We start from the raw sequence: 15661 nt of genomic DNA, 5'->3' as shown, positions 1-15661 counted from the left end.
GAGCGTGAGCCCTGCAAGGAAAACCCACTGCGGGTGTACGCATGAAACTGGCAGGATCGGCCGGCGTGATGGGCGCTCCCCCGCCGCCGGACTTCTCCCGCGGTGACTACGGCGATCGACTGGGCGACGTCGGGTTCTGGGCGCCGTACGTACGGGAGGTACTCCGCCGCCACGGCCATGCGGACGGTGATCTGCAGGCCGGTTTCGTCGGTACCTATCCGACGTTTCTCGCCGGACCGGTCGTGGTGAAGCTGTTCGGCTGGTTCCGAACCTGGCGCGCCGACCACGACGCCGAGCTGGCCGTGCAGCAACTCCTCAGGGGGCACCCGAACATCCCCGCTCCGGCGCTGGTCGCCCACGGCCAGCTCTACGACCACGCCGACCCCTGGCCGTACCTCGTCACCACCCGGCTCGCCGGCATCGCCTGGCGCGACCTTCGCCCGTCGGCCGTCACCGGAACCAAGCTGGCCGGGACGGTCGGCGAGATCATCCGGCAGGTTCACGACCTGCGGGTACCCGAGGCGGCTGGTCTCCAACGGGACTGGCTCGGCGACCACCGGCCCGGCACCGCCGAGCGGCAGCGCGCATGGGGCACGCTCCCGGAGCACCTGATCGACCAGATCCCCGACTTTCTCTCTGCACCGTCGCCCCACCGCCGGCTGGTCCACGCCGACCTGACCGAGGACCACCTCTTCGTCGACGGCGGCCAACTGGTCGGCATCATCGACTGGGGCGACGCCTTCGTCACCGACCCCTACTACGAACTGCCAGCCCTCCACCTCGGTGCGTTCGGAGGCGACAAGAGACTCCTCGGCGCCTTCCTGGCGGGCTACGGGTGGCCGGTCGACGACGCCTTCTGCCGCCGGGCCATGAGTATGGCGCTCATGCACCGGTTCGACGTGCTCCCCGGCGTGAGGGACATCGCACGAGGGCGCGACGTCGCGACGCTCGACGACCTCGCCGTCCTCCTGTGGGACGTCAGCGCGGACCCTGGGTAGGACCCAGGGGGCGCCCGGACCGATGAGTTTCCGGCTCTGGACGCGTCTACGTCACAGGACGTACCCACGAGGAACGGAGAAACGATGGCCGCCAAGGCGCCGACGACCGACCTGGATGCGAGATTCAGCAGCGAGGATGCGACGCCGACCGGGTGGGCGGAGGCATGCGGGCAGTTGGAGACGGCGGGCGTGTACTGGCTGACGACGGTACGCCCGGACGGACGCCCCCACGTCACGCCCCTGATCGGGCTCTGGTTGGACGACGCGTTGTACTTTTGCACCGGCTCGGAGGAACGCAAGGCGAAGAACCTCGCCAGCAACCCGCACTGCATCCTCACGACCGGCCGCAACGACCTCGACGAGGGCTGCGACATCGTGGTGGAAGGCGACGCCCGTACTGTCGAGGACAAGGCTCTGCTGGACCGGATCGCCACCGGCTACGAGTCGAAGTACCGGCACCACTTCACCGCGCCGGACGGAACGTTCCACGGCCTCGCCGACGCGATCCGGCGCGGCGACGCGCTCATCTACGAAGTGGCGCCCTCGAAGGCCTTCGGGTTCGCCAAGGGTCGGCCGTTCAGCCAGACCCGCTGGCGCTTCTGAGGGTTCCCCTTCACCTGGTCTCGAACTCGGCCCGTACGCCGAGCAGCCGGACCGCCCTGCCCGGTTCGAACTTCGCCAACGCGGCGAGCGCCCCCGCCTCGATGTCGGCGGCGTCACTCGTCGGCGCCGCCAGGGTGACGCTTCGCGTGTGGGTCTGGAACGGTGCCCATCGGACCTTGACGGCGACCCGCGCGGCCGGTCGGCCCTCGGCGACCACGTCGTCGGCGACCCGGTGCGCGAGCGTCACGACCTCCGTGCGTACGGCCGCCCAGTCGGTGAGGTTGGTCTGGAACGTCGTCTCCCGGCTTCGCGACCGCGGGACGTACGGCGTGCCGACGACGGGTGACCTGTCCTCGCCCCGGGCGATCCGGCGGTACCACGGGCCCATGGTCGGCCCGAGCCGCTCCGCCAGCACGGCCGCGTCCGTCCCGGCGAGCTCGGCGACGGTGTGGGCACCGAGGTCGGCGAGCTTGCGGGCCGTCTTCCGGCCGATCCCCCACAGGGCGTCCGTCGGGCGTTCGGCCATGACCTGCCACCAGTTGGCCTCGGTGAGCCGGAAGACGCCGGCGGGCTTGGCGAAACCCGTCGCCAGCTTGGCGCGCAGCTTGTTGTCGCCGATACCGACCGAGCACGCGAGCTGGGTGTTCGTGCGTACGGCGTCGGCGATCTCGGCGGCCATCGCCTCCGGGTCAGGAGTGTGCACCTCGAGGAACGCCTCGTCCCAGCCCATGACCTCGACGACGGCCGGGAACTCCCGCAGGGTGTCCATGACCTTCTCCGACGCCGCGTCATAGGCCGGCGGGTCCGACGGGAGGAACACCGCGTCGGGGCACCTTCGCGCCGCCGTACGCAACGGGATGCCCGACTGGACGCCGAACTCGCGGGCTTCGTACGACGCCGTAGCCACCACGCCGCGCTGGGTCGGGTCACCGGCCCCGCCGACGACGACCGGCCGCCCGGCGAGCTCCGGCCGGCGGAGCACCTCGACCGCCGCGATGAACTGGTCGAGGTCGACGTGAAGAACCCACCGTGGCGCCACCACGCCTGTCAGTCTGCCCGATCCGGCCGGGCACCGAGGCCGGCCGTCAGCGAAGGGCTGGTTCGGCCGCCTCGACCGGGCTCCTGGATCTCCGGTGCCGCGCGCCGCGCCTCGGCTCTCCCGGAGCCAGCAGCGTCGCCATCACGCTCATGCCGGCCACACCGGTCACCATGACCACGGCCATGGGTACGGCGCTGCCCGTACCGGCCAGGCCGATGACCGGGCCGGCGATGCCTCCCACCACGAACTGGGTCATTCCGACAAGTGCCGCTGCGGTCCCCGCCGACTCGGGATGGCGGTTCAGCGCGAGGGCACCGGAGTTCGGCAGGACCAGACCCAGGCTCGTCATCACGACCAGCAGGGGTGCGGCCAGGCCGATGATCCCGAACGCCCCTGTCGCCGTCGTGAACAGCATCGCGATCGCCCCGGCCGCGGTGATCGGCAGGACGGTACGCAGGATCACGAACGGCGGCACCCTGAGGACGAGCCGTGCGTTCAGCTGGCTCGCGCAGACCAACCCGACCCCGTTGAGGCCGAAGAGCAGGCCGAACGTCTGCGGTGAGACACCGTAGACCTCCTGGTAGGCGAAGGAGGACCCGGAGACATAGCCGAAGATCGCGAGGAACCCGAACGCCGAGATCGCGCCATATCCCAGGTAGCGCCGGTCGGACGAGACCCGTCGGTAACCGCGCAGGGTGCCGAGGATGCCGCCGCGCTGGCGGCGTTCGCTCGGGAGCGTCTCGCTGACGAACGCCACCACGACGAAGGTCATGATCCCGCCGAAGCCGGCGAGTGCCCAGAACAGCCCGCGCCACCCGGTGAGACCGAGGATCTGGCCGCCGAAGGTGGGCGCGAGTACGGGCGCGACGCCGATGACGAGCATCAGCCGGCTGAGGACCCTGGCGATCATCGGACCTTCCACCAGGTCGCGGACGAGCGCCTGTGCGAGGACCATGCCCGCCGACCCGGCGAAGCCCTGCAGGAACCGGCCGGCCAGGAGGACCTCGATCGTGGGAGCAAGTGCGCACAGCACGGAGGCGGCCGTGAAGCCGATCATGCCCGCGATGAGCGGGCGCCTGCGCCCCACGGCGTCAGACAGTGGTCCGAGGAACGCCTGGCCCGAGGCGAGACCGACCAGGCAGGCGGTCAGGGTGAGCTGGACCATCGCCTCGCTGGTGTGCAGCGCACGGGTCAGCTCCGGAAAAGCCGGGAGGTACAGGTCGATCGACAGCGGCCCGATCGCCGTGATCGAGCCGAGGAGGAGAACCAACAACGGCATCCGGGCAGGTCTTTCTCGCAGCGTTGGGTCGACAGCGCCGACGGTGGTGCGCACAGGTGGTCTCCGAAGCTCTGGCATCGCGCGCACGGATGGTCGCGACGGATGCCTGACATATGTGTGCCGTGGTACGGCAAGGGCGTGACGATGGTGCTGGAACGGGAGGCAACGCCGCCCGAGGTCGTCTCAGAAGGAGGAAAGGTGGGCGACACTGCCCACAAAGCTTCAGCTCTTCTCTTACTCCGGCCATTCCGCTTTGTCGAAGTGACTCAGGTCACTTTGGACACGGTCGTTCCGGACCCAGCTCACTCTGGACGGCTCGAGGTCGCACTCTTCAGCCTGTCGGCGCTTCCGGTTAACCTGCCCGCAACGCCATCGTTCTTCGCGATCCGGCTTCTCGCAACAGCCACGCGACTCGAGCCGCGCGGGGCGCGGTGCCTGCCGATCGCGCTGTCAAGGCAGGCTTGTCACCGCGGACACGGCATCCGGGATGGGCGTGTCGCCGCTGGTGAGCTCGAGGACCAGACCCGCGGTCGCGGGCGCCTCCAGCAACGCCATCAGGACGGCGGACACGTCCTCGCGAGGAACCTGGCCGCGTTCCACGTGTGGGGCGAGGCGTACCCGCCCGGTGCCGGGTGCGTCCGTGAGCCCGCCCGGACGCAGGATCGTCCAGTCGAGGTCGCGCGTCCGCAGGTCCTCCTCCGCGGCGAGTTTCGCCTTCAGGTAGGCGACGAACACCTCGTCCATCTCCGGCGGCGCCGCACCGTCGCGGACCTGCTCCACTCCCATGGACGACACCTGGAGGATTCGTCGTACGCCGGCTTGTTCGGCGGCCTCGGCCAGGAGCACCGCGGCGGCCCTGTCCACCGTGTCCTTGCGGGCGGCGCCACTACCAGGGCCGGCACCGGCCGCGAAGACGGCGGCGTCGGCACCGGCAAGCACGTCACTCACCGCTTCGACGGTCGCCTGCTCCAGGTCGAGCACGATCGGAGCAACACCGTGCGCGCGAAGGTCCGGTCCGTGCTCAGGATTGCGGACGATGCCGATGAGTTCGTCACCGCGATCAGCGAGCATCCGGCCCAGGCGCAAGCCGACCTTGCCATGGGCCCCAGCAATGACCACGCGCACAGTTGTTCCCCATTCCCCCACGCCTGCGTTCCCGGTTCTCCAGACAGCCCACAGTTTCACCGCGACACGCAAGAGGATCTTGTCGAACACACGTTCTACCCACTGCTACAGTGAGCGCCGCACCCGACAAACCCATGGCAGGACATCAAGGAGCGCTGATGGTGGATGTGACCAAGCAGGACGAAGCCGCGGCGGTGGCGGCTGCGGAGACCGCGGACGATCGAGGCGACAGCTCGCTCGACGTCGCGTCCAGCCCCGGTTCCGCTAGTGGCGGGAGCGACGCGGCTCCGGCGGCAGATGCGTCCGACGCTGCCGATCCGGCGGGGGCGCGACCCAGGCGTGGGAGGCCTCGCAAGGGCGCTGGAGCGAAGCCGCAGGGTGTCGAGCTCGTCCTCACCGTGACCGGAACCGCGGAAGCCACCGACTGGCAGGCCGAGGTCACCCATGGCGGCAAGCGGGTGGTGAAGGCTTTGCCGGTGCCGGCAACGGCGGTCGCCGCCGCCGCCAAGGACCTCCACCCCGACATCGCCGAGGCGATCGAGTCGGTGCTGAGCGCGGCCCGGGACCGGCAACGTTCCCGGGTCGAGCAGTTGCAGGCGGAGCTGGAAGCAGCCCAGCGCGCTCTCGCCGATCTCCAGGCTGACTAGGACCTCCGACGTGGTCGGACCCGGGCCGGACTGAAGCGCCGACCCGGGCGACCGTCATCCGTGCGCCGCCCGCACCGCAGGCGGTGAGTTTCAGAGTCGCGGATCCACCGGCTCGGACTCCAGCGCCAGGACGGCGAACACACACTCGTGTATCCGCCACAGCGGCTCCCCGTGCGCGAGCCGGTCGAGCGCCTCGAGCCCGAGCGCATACTCCCGCGCGGCCAGCGAACGCTTGTGGTTGAGGCCGCGCTGGCGAAGCCGCTCGAGATTGACCGGCTCGGTGTAGTCGGGGCCGTAGATCAGGCGAAGGTAGTCCCGGCCACGGACCTTGAGCCCCGGCTGCACCAGACCCCGCCGACCACGGACGAGGTTCGCCGCCGGCTTGACGACCATGCCCTCGCCTCCAGCGGAGGTGAGGTCGTCCCACCATGCTGCGGCCGCCGCGGCCGCCGCCGGATCCGTGACGTCGACGAACGTACGCCTGGTGGCGGTGAACAGCGCGCCATCCGCCGCCACCAGCCGATCGGCGATGTCGAGATGCCACGCGTGGGCCTTGTCGTGATGGCTCGCACCCTCGCTGGCCAGAAGCTGGAACGGCGCCAGGCGCACCCCGGTCAGGTCCTCGGTGGCCCAGCAGTAGTGCCGGTAGGCCGTCGTGAAGACCTCGGCGTTGGCCTGCCTGGACTTCGTACGTTCCAGCAGCGGCGTCACCTCGAGTCCGGACGTTGCGGCCTGCTCCAGAACCGAGACAGCCGCTGGCAGGGCAGTTCGAGCCGCGGCGCCCACGGACGCGTACTGATGGCACAGCAGGTCCTCGGCCTTGGCGCTCCATGGCAGGAGCTCTGCGTCGAGCAGCAACCAGGATGTCGCCAGTTCGTCGAACAGACCGGCGGACTCAGCGGCCTGACCGAGTCGCTCGATGAGCCGCTCGGTCACGTCAGAACCGAAGAAGGGCCGCCCGGTTCGCGTCCAGACCGCACCGCTCGCGTCACCCGGCGCGCCGAAGCGGTCCCGCGCCGCCGCGAGGTTGCGGCAGACCAGCGCGACGGCCCGCGAACCCATGTGCTTCTCCTCGCACACCACCGCACCGACCCCCTCCGCGCGGTAGGCGTCGAAGGCCTGGTCGGGGTGCTCCAACAGATCGCTTCTCGTCAACGTGGCGACAGGGCTCATCGTCGGCGGAAGGTAGAGCAGCCATCGCGGATCCACGGCGAAGCGGCTCATCACTTCCAACGCCGCGGCGGCGTTCTCCTCCCGCACACTGACCCGCCCGTGATGCTGGGTCTCCACCACCCGCCGACCGGCGACGTCGGTGATGTCGAGGACGTCAGGTTCGCGACGGGCCGCCTGCCTCGGCCCACCGGCAACGGCCTGAAGCTGTGGGTTCCTCGGAACGTCAGCGCCCGGTGCCGGTGATGCGGGCGGGAATGGATTCGCCGACTCGTAGTAGACCCTCGCGGCGGGTACTGACACGACCTCCCGCTCGGGATAGCGGAGTGCTGTGAGTCGGCCGCCGAAGACACAGCCGGTGTCAAGACACATCGTGTTGTTGATCCACTCGGGTGTCGGCACGGGCGTGTGGCCGTAGAGCACCATGGCCTGGCCGCGGTAGTCATCCGCCCACGGGTACCGCACGGGCAGACCGAACTCGTCGGTCTCTCCGGTGGTCTGTCCATACAGGCAGAACGCACGGACACGGCGCGACGCGCGTCCCTGCAGGCGTTCGGACAGTCCCGCATGCGACACGACGAGGGCGCCGCCGTCCAACACGTAGTGCGAGATGAGCCCGTCGAGGAACCGCACCACGTCGGCGCGGAACTCCTCGGACTCCCCAGCCAACTGGTCCATCGACTCGGCCAGCCCATGAGAGACCCGCACGTTCTGCCCGCGCATCGCTCGCAGCAGCTTGCTCTCGTGGTTTCCGGGAACGCAGAACGCCGAACCGTCGGCCACCATGCCCATGACGAGGCGGAGGACACCAGGTGTGTCCGGGCCGCGGTCAACCAGGTCGCCGACGAACACCGCACGCCGTCCGTCGGGATGCCGCGCGTTCACCGGCCGCCCGTGTGCGTCGCGTGCCGCCTCGTAGCCGAGGGCAACGAGCAGGTCCTCCAACTCCGCGCGGCAGCCGTGCACGTCGCCGATGACGTCGAACGGGCCGGCCTCGTGGCGAAGGTCGTTGTACAACCGGGTCCGGCTGATCGTGACCGCGTCGACGTCCGCTTCGGAGGTGAGGCGGTGGACCGTGCGGAAACCTTCGCGCTTGAGGTTCCGAAGCCCGCGCCGCAACTGGCCGCTCTGGCGCCGGACGACGTTCGCACCGAACGTCCGATCGGCCCGCCCGGCGTTGCGAGCGATGCACACGCGCTCGGGAAGGTCGAGCACGATCGCCACCGGGACGACGTCGTGCTCGCGAGCCAGGCCGACCAGGGACCTGCGGGCGTCGGGCTGCACGTTGGTCGCATCGACGGCGGTGAGCCGCCCGGCCGCGAGGCGTTTGCCGGCGATGTAGTGGAGCACGTCGAAGGCGTCCTTCGTTGCCGACTGATCGTTCTCGTCGTCGGCGACCAGGCCGCGACAGAAGTCGCTGGACAGCACTTCCGTCGATGCGAAGTGGGTCCGGGCGAAGGTCGACTTTCCCGACCCGCTCGCTCCCACCAGCACCACCAGGCTCAACGTGGGAACCTCCAGCAGGTGGTCGGACGTAGCGGAGCGCGCGGCTTCGTTGGTCGATGTCGAGGTCATGGGCGCGCGCCTCCGCGATCGGACTCGCCGGAGATCTGGCGGGTGAAAACGGCCAGCTGCGTCGGCGGTCCCACCTCGGGATCGTCGGCACCGACCGGGAGCAGCCGCACGGTGTAGCCGAACCGGCCGGCCGCCTGTTCGGCCCAGGCGGCGAACTCCTCGCGCGTCCACTCGAACCGGTGGTCGCGATGGCGGAAGACTCCCGCGGGCAGGCTTTCGTACCGCACATTGTGTTCCGCGTTCGGCGTCGTCACGATCACTGTCGCGGGTGCCGCATGACCCAGGACACTGCGTTCGAGGGCGGCGAGGCGGGGCGGATCCACGTGCTCCACCACCTCCATCAACACCGCCGCGTCCAGACCCGTCAACCGGTCGTCGCGGTAGGTCAACGAGGACTGGAAGAGCGTCAGGCGCTCGCGCTTCACTTCTGGCATCTGCTCCAGGCGGAGCTTCCTCGCGGCGACCTCCAGGGCTCGCGCGGACACGTCGGTCGCCAGGACATCGGTGAACAACGGATCGGCCAGCATGGCCGCGACCAGCGCACCCTCACCGCAGCCAAGGTCCCCCACCCGCTTGGCACCCACGTCCCGCAGGACGGCAAGGACGGCGGCGCGCCGCTGCTCGGACAGCGGAACCAGTCGATCCAGCTCCCCGGCGGCTGTGTCAGCGCCGTCAGCGCCGTCGGCGCGGTCGGCGCCGTCGGCGCGGTCGGCGCGGTCGGCGCCGGCGGCGCCAGTGGACGAGGGGACGGCGTTGTCGAGCTCCGCCGGCTCCACGTCGTCGACCTCCGCCAGGTGGGCCAGCGCACTGTGGGTGAGGCCCGCCTGATGGGCGAGATACCGGTGAGTGATCAAGGCCTTGTACGGATGGGTCGCTAGCCACCCGGAGCCCGCCCGGACGAGCTTCTCCACCTCGTCCGCACCCACCCAGTAGTGCTTGTCGTCATCCAGCACGGGCAGCAGGACGTAGAAGGCGTTGAGCGCGTCGGCCAGCCGCAGACTGCCGACGAGTCGAAGATCGACGTACCGCGAGACCCCCCAGTCCGGAATCGCCTCGTCGAGCATGATCCGGTCCGCCTGCACCTGCCAGCCCAACGGCGCGAAGAGCCGCTCGGCGAGATCCGGGTCTCCACGGCACGGCAGGACAGGTATCCGTACCTCGAGCGGGAGCGCCGTCGCCGCGAGCTCAGGCCGGGCGTCGCATCGCCCGGACAAAGCGGTACGAAAGACCTTGCCAAGCGAGACGGCCAGCATGCTGGAGGCGACGTACGGCCGGTCGTTGACGTACTGGCCCAGCGCGAAACCGTCCCTGAAACGGCTCTGCCTGCCACGCACAAGCCCGATCGGATCCACCTCCAGCAGGAGCGCCACCGTGCACCGGGCAGCGCTCGCCGCGGGGTAGAACACGTGGGCCGTGCCACCGGCGACGGCGAACTCCTGCGCCCGCCCCGGGTGCTTGTGGAGCAGATAGCCCAGATCGGTGGCGGGTTCGGCAGTGGTCGTCAGAGTCAGGAGCACGAGGTGCAATCCTGCCGGACCTGGCCATCGTTGTCGCACCGGTTTGGCCAGAGCTCGGCATCGGCCGCCCCGCCGCCAGCGTTGGACGGAAAACCAGAACCCGGACAGCCCGGGCGAACGAGCCTCTCGACTCACCGCCCGGGCCGCCCGGGTTCACTCCGATCAGCTGCAGCCGCTGGTGCTGCCACATCCCTCGCAGACGAAGCAGCTCCCTGCCGGACGCATCTTCGTTCCGCAGGTAAAGCAGAGCGGCGCGTCGGCCGTCCGTCCCTGGATCGCCTCGAGGAGTTCGGTCGACGTGTGTGCCTCCCGAGGGGCCGGCTTGGCCTGCGCCTGTGCGACCCGGGACCCTTCCGGCCCGGCGTCGTCGTCCGAACCGCTCCCCTCCTGGGTGAGCGAGGCCGCATCGCCGATGTCGCTGGCATCGTCAGGTTCCGGGATCGGTTCGTACGAACCCGTCTCGAGCTGACGCTGCCGTTCCTCGGCCGAGTAGATGCCGAGGGCCGCACGCTTCTCGAACGACAGGTAGTCGAGAGCCAGCCGCCGGAAGATGTAGTCCATGATCGACTGCGCCATGCGGACGTCGGCGTCATCGGTCATGCCTGCCGGGTCGAACCGCAGGTTGGTGAACTTCTGGACGAAGGTCTCCAGCGGAACGCCGTACTGCAAGGCGATCGACACCGCGATGGAGAAGGCGTCCATGACACCCGCGAGCGTGGACCCCTGCTTGCCGAGCTTGAGGAAGACCTCGCCCAACCCGTCGTCGGGGTAGGAGCCGGCCGTCATGTAACCCTCGGCACCGCCCACGGTGAACGATGTCGTGCGCGACGGCCGAGACTTGGGCAGGCGCCGGCGCGTCGGACGGTACTCGACCACGACCTCCTTCTCCGCTTCGGCGGTGCCTGCCCTGGACCCCTCTGACGCGGGCTTCTTCTTCGCCCGCGCATCGGAGAGCGGCTGACCGACCTTGCAGTTGTCGCGGTAGATCGCGAGTGCCTTGAGGCCGAGCTTCCAACCCTGGAAGTAGATCTCCTCCACCTCTTCGACCGTCGCCGTCTCGGGCATGTTCACGGTCTTGCTGATGGCGCCACTGACGAACGGTTGCACCGCCGCCATCATCTTCACGTGGCCCATCGGCTTGATCGCCCGAGTGCCCATGGCGCAGTCGAACACTTCGTAGTGTTCCGGCCTGAGCCCTGGTGCATCGATGACGTGGCCGTGCTCGGAGATGTACTCGACGATCGCCTCGACCTGCTCCTGCTGGTAGCCGAGCTTGTCGAGCGCGCGCGGGATCGTGTTGTTGACGATCTGCATCGACCCGCCGCCGACCAGCTTCTTGAACTTCACGAGCGCCAGGTCAGGCTCGACGCCGGTCGTGTCGCAGTCCATCGCCAGACCGATCGTGCCGGTCGGTGCGATCACGCTGGCCTGGGAGTTGCGGTAGCCGTTCTTCTGGCCGATCTTCAACGCGCCGTCCCAGGCCGCGCCTGCCGCCTTGAGAACCTCGCGGTCCATCGCCCCGATCGAGCGTACGGCGTCGTTGGCAGCGGCGTGCTTGCGCATGACCCGCTTGTGCGGCTCGGCGTTGCGTGCGTAGCCGTCGTACGGACCGACGATCCCCGCCAGCTCGGCGGACCGCTTGTAGGCGGTGCCCGTCATCAGCGAGGTGATCGCCGCCGCGAGCGCCCGGCCGCCTTCGGAGTCATAGCCGTGCCCGGTGGCCATCAGCAGGGCGCCGAGGTTGGCGTAGCCGATGCCGAGCTGGCGGTAGGCCCGCGTCGTGTCACCGATCGCCTGGGTGGGGAAGTCGGCGAAGCAGATCGAGATGTCCATCGCGGTGATGACGAGCTCGACCGCCTTGACGAAGGTGTCGGTCTCGAAGCGCCCGTCATCGGTCAGGAACTTCAGCAGGTTGAGCGAGGCGAGGTTGCACGAGGAGTTGTCCAGGTGAAGGTATTCCGAGCACGGGTTGGACGCCGTGATCCGACCGGTCTCGGGGCAGGTGTGCCAGTCGTTGATCGTGTCGTCGTACTGCAGGCCGGGGTCGGCACAACCCCATGCCGCGTCGGAGATCTTGCGGAAGAGCCCCCTGGCGTCGACCTTCTCCAGAACGTCCCCGGTGATCCGGGCCCGCAGGCCGAACGGCGCGCCGTCCTCGACCGCACGCATGAACTCGTCGGAGACCCGCACGGAGTTGTTGGCGTTCTGGTACTGCACCGAGTGGATGTCGGCTCCGCCGAGGTCCATGTCGAAGCCGGCGTCACGAAGCGCGCGGATCTTGTCCTCCTCGCGCGCCTTCGTCTCGATGAACTCCTCCACGTCGGGGTGGTCGACGTCGAGGATCACCATCTTCGCCGCGCGCCGGGTCGCCCCGCCGGACTTGATGGTCCCGGCCGAGGCGTCCGCACCGCGCATGAACGACACCGGCCCGGACGCCGTGCCGCCGGAGGAGAGCAGTTCGCGGCTGGCACGGATGCGGGAGAGGTTCACACCCGAGCCGGAGCCGCCCTTGAAGATCAGGCCCTCTTCCTTGTACCAGTTGAGGATCGAGTCCATCGAGTCGTCGACCGCCAGGATGAAGCAGGCGCTCACCTGCTGCGGCGACGGCGTGCCGACGTTGAACCAGACGGGGCTGTTGAAGCTGAAGTACTGGTGCAGCAGCATCCAGGTGAGCTCATGGTCGAAGATCTCGGCGTCTGCCGGAGTCGCGAAGTATCCGTGCTCCTCGCCTGCCTGTCGGTAGGTCTTGACCACCCGGTCGATGAGCTGTTTCAGGCTCTGTTCCCGCTGCGGGGTGTCGACGGCACCCCGAAAGTACTTCGTGGTGACGATCGTCGAGGCGTTCACCGACCAGAAGTCGGGAAACTCCACGCCCTTCTGGCTGAAGACGGTCTCGCCGGTCTTCCAGTTCTGCTGTACGACGTCACGGCGCTCCCAGGTCACCTCGTCGTAGGGGTGCGAACCGGGCTTCGTGAAGACCCTCGAGATCTTCAGCCCCTTATTCGTACGTCCCCTCGCCCCCCCGCGGGTTGAGCCGCTCACCGTCTCCGTCATGCTGCCTCTCCTTGGTTCCTTCTGGTGTGTTGGTGTTCCTGGTCCGGACGCTTCCCCTCGCCTGCCCAGGAACGGGTCTGTGGCGAGCCGTTCTCCACCTGGTCCCGTTCGGCCGTCGTGGCCCTGCTCCTAGGGGTGGGCGGATTCCCGCTCGGGTGTGGGTTCGGGAACCGTCTCGGCCCGCTCGGCGCGCAGAAGCGCGATCTCGGTCTCGAAGTCGGACAGGCTCCCGAAGCTCCGGTAGACACTTGCGAACCGCATGTAGGCGACCTCGTCGAGTTCCCGCAGCGGACCGAGGATCGCGAGCCCGACTTCGTGCGACGGAACTTCGGCCGAACCGCTAGCCCGGATCTCGTCCTCGACGCGCTGTGCGAGGAGCGCGAGGGCATCTTCGTCGACGGGCCGTCCCTTGCACGCCTTGCGCACACCGGCCGCGACCTTGTCCCGACTGAACGGCTCGGTCACTCCGCAGCGCTTCACCACGGCGAGGGTGACCTGTTCGACGGTCGTGAAGCGACGCTCGCACTCAGGGCACTGGCGACGGCGCCGGATCGCGGTGCCGTCGTCGGTCGTACGACTGTCGACGACGCGACTGTCGAGGTGTCGACAGAAAGGGCAGTGCATGACGCGCGCTCCTCGGGGTCCAGGCGGCGGTGATCAGATGATCGGGCCCTGCCGTCAAGATCTGCCCGACATGTCCTGGTTCGGGGCCCAGATCGCGCTTCTCCTGGGGATGAGACTGTGGATTCCCTGGGGAGAACCTGTGGGCTTCGAATCACAACCTGTGGACGACTTACAGCTCTGTAACTACCATATCTAGGGGTACCGTACGTCGGTCGCCAGACCCATGCAAGCTTCGACGCGCCGGCGACACTCCTCTCCCCGCGTCGCTGCAGGTCAGGTGGCGCAAGGCGGGACAGAACCCGCGATAGTCGGGCGTGTCGCCGGCCAGACCTTCGGGGCGGCGATGTCAGCCACCGGAACGAACTGGGACCACGAGTGACTGGCCCATCTCCAGGTCACCGGCACTCGTCAGGCCATTGAGCCGGGAGATCTCCTCGACCGTGGCCCGGATGTCGGCATCAGGATCCACTCGTGCGGCGATCTCCCACAGCGTCTGCCCTGGCGCCACCGTCACCGTCCTGGTCCGGACCGACTGACCACCGTCAGAGCCCGCGTCGGCGGCCGACGCGCCCTGCAACAGGACAACCGAGCCGAGGACGCCGAGCGCGAGGAAGACCAGCGTCATCACCAGAACGGCGACCCGGCCCCGCCGGGTCAGGGTGACCGGCGCCTGCACGGGCTCACCCGCCACCAGCCCTCGATGACACGCCCGCACCAACCGCGGCCGTGGACCGCGCCGGGCTCGCGCCGGAGTGCGCTCGGCGGCGGCCCTGCGGGGGACCGCCTCGAGCCGTCCACTGCCCGACAGTGCCTCCGGGAGGTGGGGCGCGCCCGCCCGAGAGGTCCGCCGGGAACGGAACTCGTCGATGTGCACGACTGGCGCACTGCTGCTCATGTGCCGACCTCCTACGGCGAGGGAACGAACCTCGACCTTGCTCGACGTCGAACGACTGTTCGATCGAACGTCTGGACGATTTTCTACACCACCCCACCGACAGCCCGCCAGACCGCAGGGTCGAAAATAGGTTCGAGGCCACAGGTTCTCCCATAAGAGAGGACCAGCCCCGCCCACGTCGGCCAGGCAGACCCCCCATCGGCCGGGTGGGCGCGACCGGCGTCCTGCACGGTCCGCGACACGCTCGCGACACGCCGTCGAACAGATGTTTGAAAGTGGATGGCGGAGGCCCTACGCTCCTCGATGTGGGCACCCGGCGGGAACCCGGGAGCCCTTCCTGGAAACCCTCGGAAGGAGAACACCGCTATGCCCAAGCGGAAGAAGTCCGATCGCGACTCCTCCACCGCGGCCGTGCGCGAACTGCCCGACGGGCCGCCGGACGCCACCGGCCTCACGCCCAGGCAGCGCCGAATCCTGGAAGTCATCCGCGAGTCGGTCGAAAACCGGGGATATCCACCTGCCATGCGCGAGATCGGCGAGCTCGTCGGTCTGACCTCGTCCTCATCGGTCGCCCACCAGCTCCGCGTCCTCGAGACCAAGGGGTTCATCCGGCGCGACCCCAACCGACCCCGCGCGCTCGAGGTCTTGTTCCCCGACACGCACCGCCGGGCCGTCTCGAGTGCCCGGATGACGACGTACGACGAGACCGACAGCGGTGACGCTCATCCCACGCCGGCGTTCGTGCCCGTGGTAGGCCGGATCGCCGCCGGTGGACCGATCCTCGCCGAGCAGGCTGTCGAGGAGATCATGCCGCTCCCCCGTCAGCTGGTGGGCGAAGGTGAGCTGTTCCTGCTCAAGGTCAAGGGAGACTCGATGGTCGAGGCGGCCATCTGCGACGGCGACTGGGTGGTGGTTCGCCAGCAACCCACGGCCGAGCTGGGCGAGATCGTGTCGGCGATGATCGACGGTGAGGCCACCGTCAAGACCTACAGCCGGCGCGGCAAGCAGGTCTGGCTGCTGCCGCACAACCCGGCCTATGAGCCGATTCCTGGAGACGACGCCGTGATCCTCGGTAAGGTCGTCGCGGTCCTGCGGCGCGTCTGACCTGTCAGGGTGCCGCGCACACCACCTGACG

12 protein-coding genes are annotated in these 15661 nt (G+C 69.0%); 4 read left to right on the top strand and 8 right to left on the bottom strand.

What is annotated here, in order from left to right; genetic code table 11:
- The first annotated feature begins 41 nt into the window (after positions 1-41).
- Positions 42-998 (top strand): phosphotransferase family protein, encoded by a 957-nt coding sequence (locus tag ABNF93_RS05770; RefSeq protein WP_349326506.1) that lies wholly within the window; start codon positions 42-44, stop codon positions 996-998.
- An 84-nt stretch (positions 999-1082) separates the two neighbouring features.
- Entirely contained in the window at positions 1083-1601 is a 519-nt protein-coding gene (locus tag ABNF93_RS05765) for a pyridoxamine 5'-phosphate oxidase family protein (RefSeq protein WP_349326504.1), read from the top strand.
- 10 nt (positions 1602-1611) lie between these two features.
- Here the strand turns inward: ABNF93_RS05765 and ABNF93_RS05760 are convergent, their stop codons facing one another.
- The 3 genes from ABNF93_RS05760 to ABNF93_RS05750 form a co-directional block, all read right to left on the bottom strand.
- Positions 1612-2643, bottom strand: a complete 1032-nt coding sequence (locus ABNF93_RS05760; RefSeq protein WP_349326503.1) for a DNA polymerase IV — start codon at positions 2641-2643, stop codon at positions 1612-1614.
- Between the two features lie 43 nt (positions 2644-2686).
- Positions 2687-3973, bottom strand: coding sequence for a multidrug effflux MFS transporter (locus tag ABNF93_RS05755; RefSeq protein ID WP_349326502.1), 1287 nt, complete (start codon positions 3971-3973; stop codon positions 2687-2689).
- Positions 3974-4369: 396 nt separating this feature from the next.
- The gene (locus ABNF93_RS05750) at positions 4370-5044 is read right to left on the bottom strand and encodes an NAD(P)H-binding protein (protein ID WP_349326500.1); all 675 of its coding nucleotides are present in this window, start codon (positions 5042-5044) and stop codon (positions 4370-4372) included.
- 158 nt (positions 5045-5202) lie between these two features.
- Here ABNF93_RS05750 and ABNF93_RS05745 point away from each other — a divergent pair, with 158 nt between their 5' ends.
- Complete coding sequence (locus ABNF93_RS05745; protein ID WP_349326498.1) at positions 5203-5691, top strand: DUF6319 family protein; 489 nt, start codon at positions 5203-5205, stop codon at positions 5689-5691.
- A gap of 90 nt (positions 5692-5781) precedes the next feature.
- On the opposite strand, the gene ABNF93_RS05740 is transcribed toward ABNF93_RS05745, so the two are convergent.
- The 5 genes from ABNF93_RS05740 to ABNF93_RS05720 form a co-directional block, all read right to left on the bottom strand.
- A complete protein-coding gene (locus tag ABNF93_RS05740; RefSeq protein ID WP_349326496.1) occupies positions 5782-8436 on the bottom strand; it encodes a polynucleotide kinase-phosphatase in 2655 nt (884 codons plus the stop codon).
- Positions 8433-9953 (bottom strand): 3' terminal RNA ribose 2'-O-methyltransferase Hen1, encoded by a 1521-nt coding sequence (locus ABNF93_RS05735; RefSeq protein ID WP_349326494.1) that lies wholly within the window; start codon positions 9951-9953, stop codon positions 8433-8435. Before ABNF93_RS05735 ends, ABNF93_RS05740 begins: the two co-directional genes overlap by 4 nt.
- A 162-nt stretch (positions 9954-10115) precedes the next feature.
- Entirely contained in the window at positions 10116-13007 is a 2892-nt protein-coding gene (locus ABNF93_RS05730) for a vitamin B12-dependent ribonucleotide reductase (protein ID WP_349326493.1), read from the bottom strand.
- Positions 13008-13136: 129 nt separating this feature from the next.
- The gene (gene nrdR, locus ABNF93_RS05725) at positions 13137-13631 is read right to left on the bottom strand and encodes a transcriptional regulator NrdR (protein ID WP_349326492.1); all 495 of its coding nucleotides are present in this window, start codon (positions 13629-13631) and stop codon (positions 13137-13139) included.
- A gap of 346 nt (positions 13632-13977) precedes the next feature.
- Positions 13978-14526, bottom strand: coding sequence for a LysM peptidoglycan-binding domain-containing protein (locus ABNF93_RS05720; RefSeq protein ID WP_349326490.1), 549 nt, complete (start codon positions 14524-14526; stop codon positions 13978-13980).
- 366 nt (positions 14527-14892) lie between these two features.
- On the opposite strand from ABNF93_RS05720, the gene lexA reads away from it, so the two are divergent.
- A complete protein-coding gene (lexA, locus tag ABNF93_RS05715) occupies positions 14893-15630 on the top strand; it encodes a transcriptional repressor LexA (protein WP_349326488.1) in 738 nt (245 codons plus the stop codon).
- Positions 15631-15661 lie beyond the last annotated feature (31 nt).

The sequence above is a fragment of the Actinopolymorpha sp. B9G3 genome (genome assembly GCF_040120725.1).
Taxonomy (GTDB): domain Bacteria; phylum Actinomycetota; class Actinomycetes; order Propionibacteriales; family Actinopolymorphaceae; genus Thermasporomyces.
Note: the sequence above shows the minus strand (reverse complement) of the source record. Positions and strands in the feature narration are given on the sequence as shown.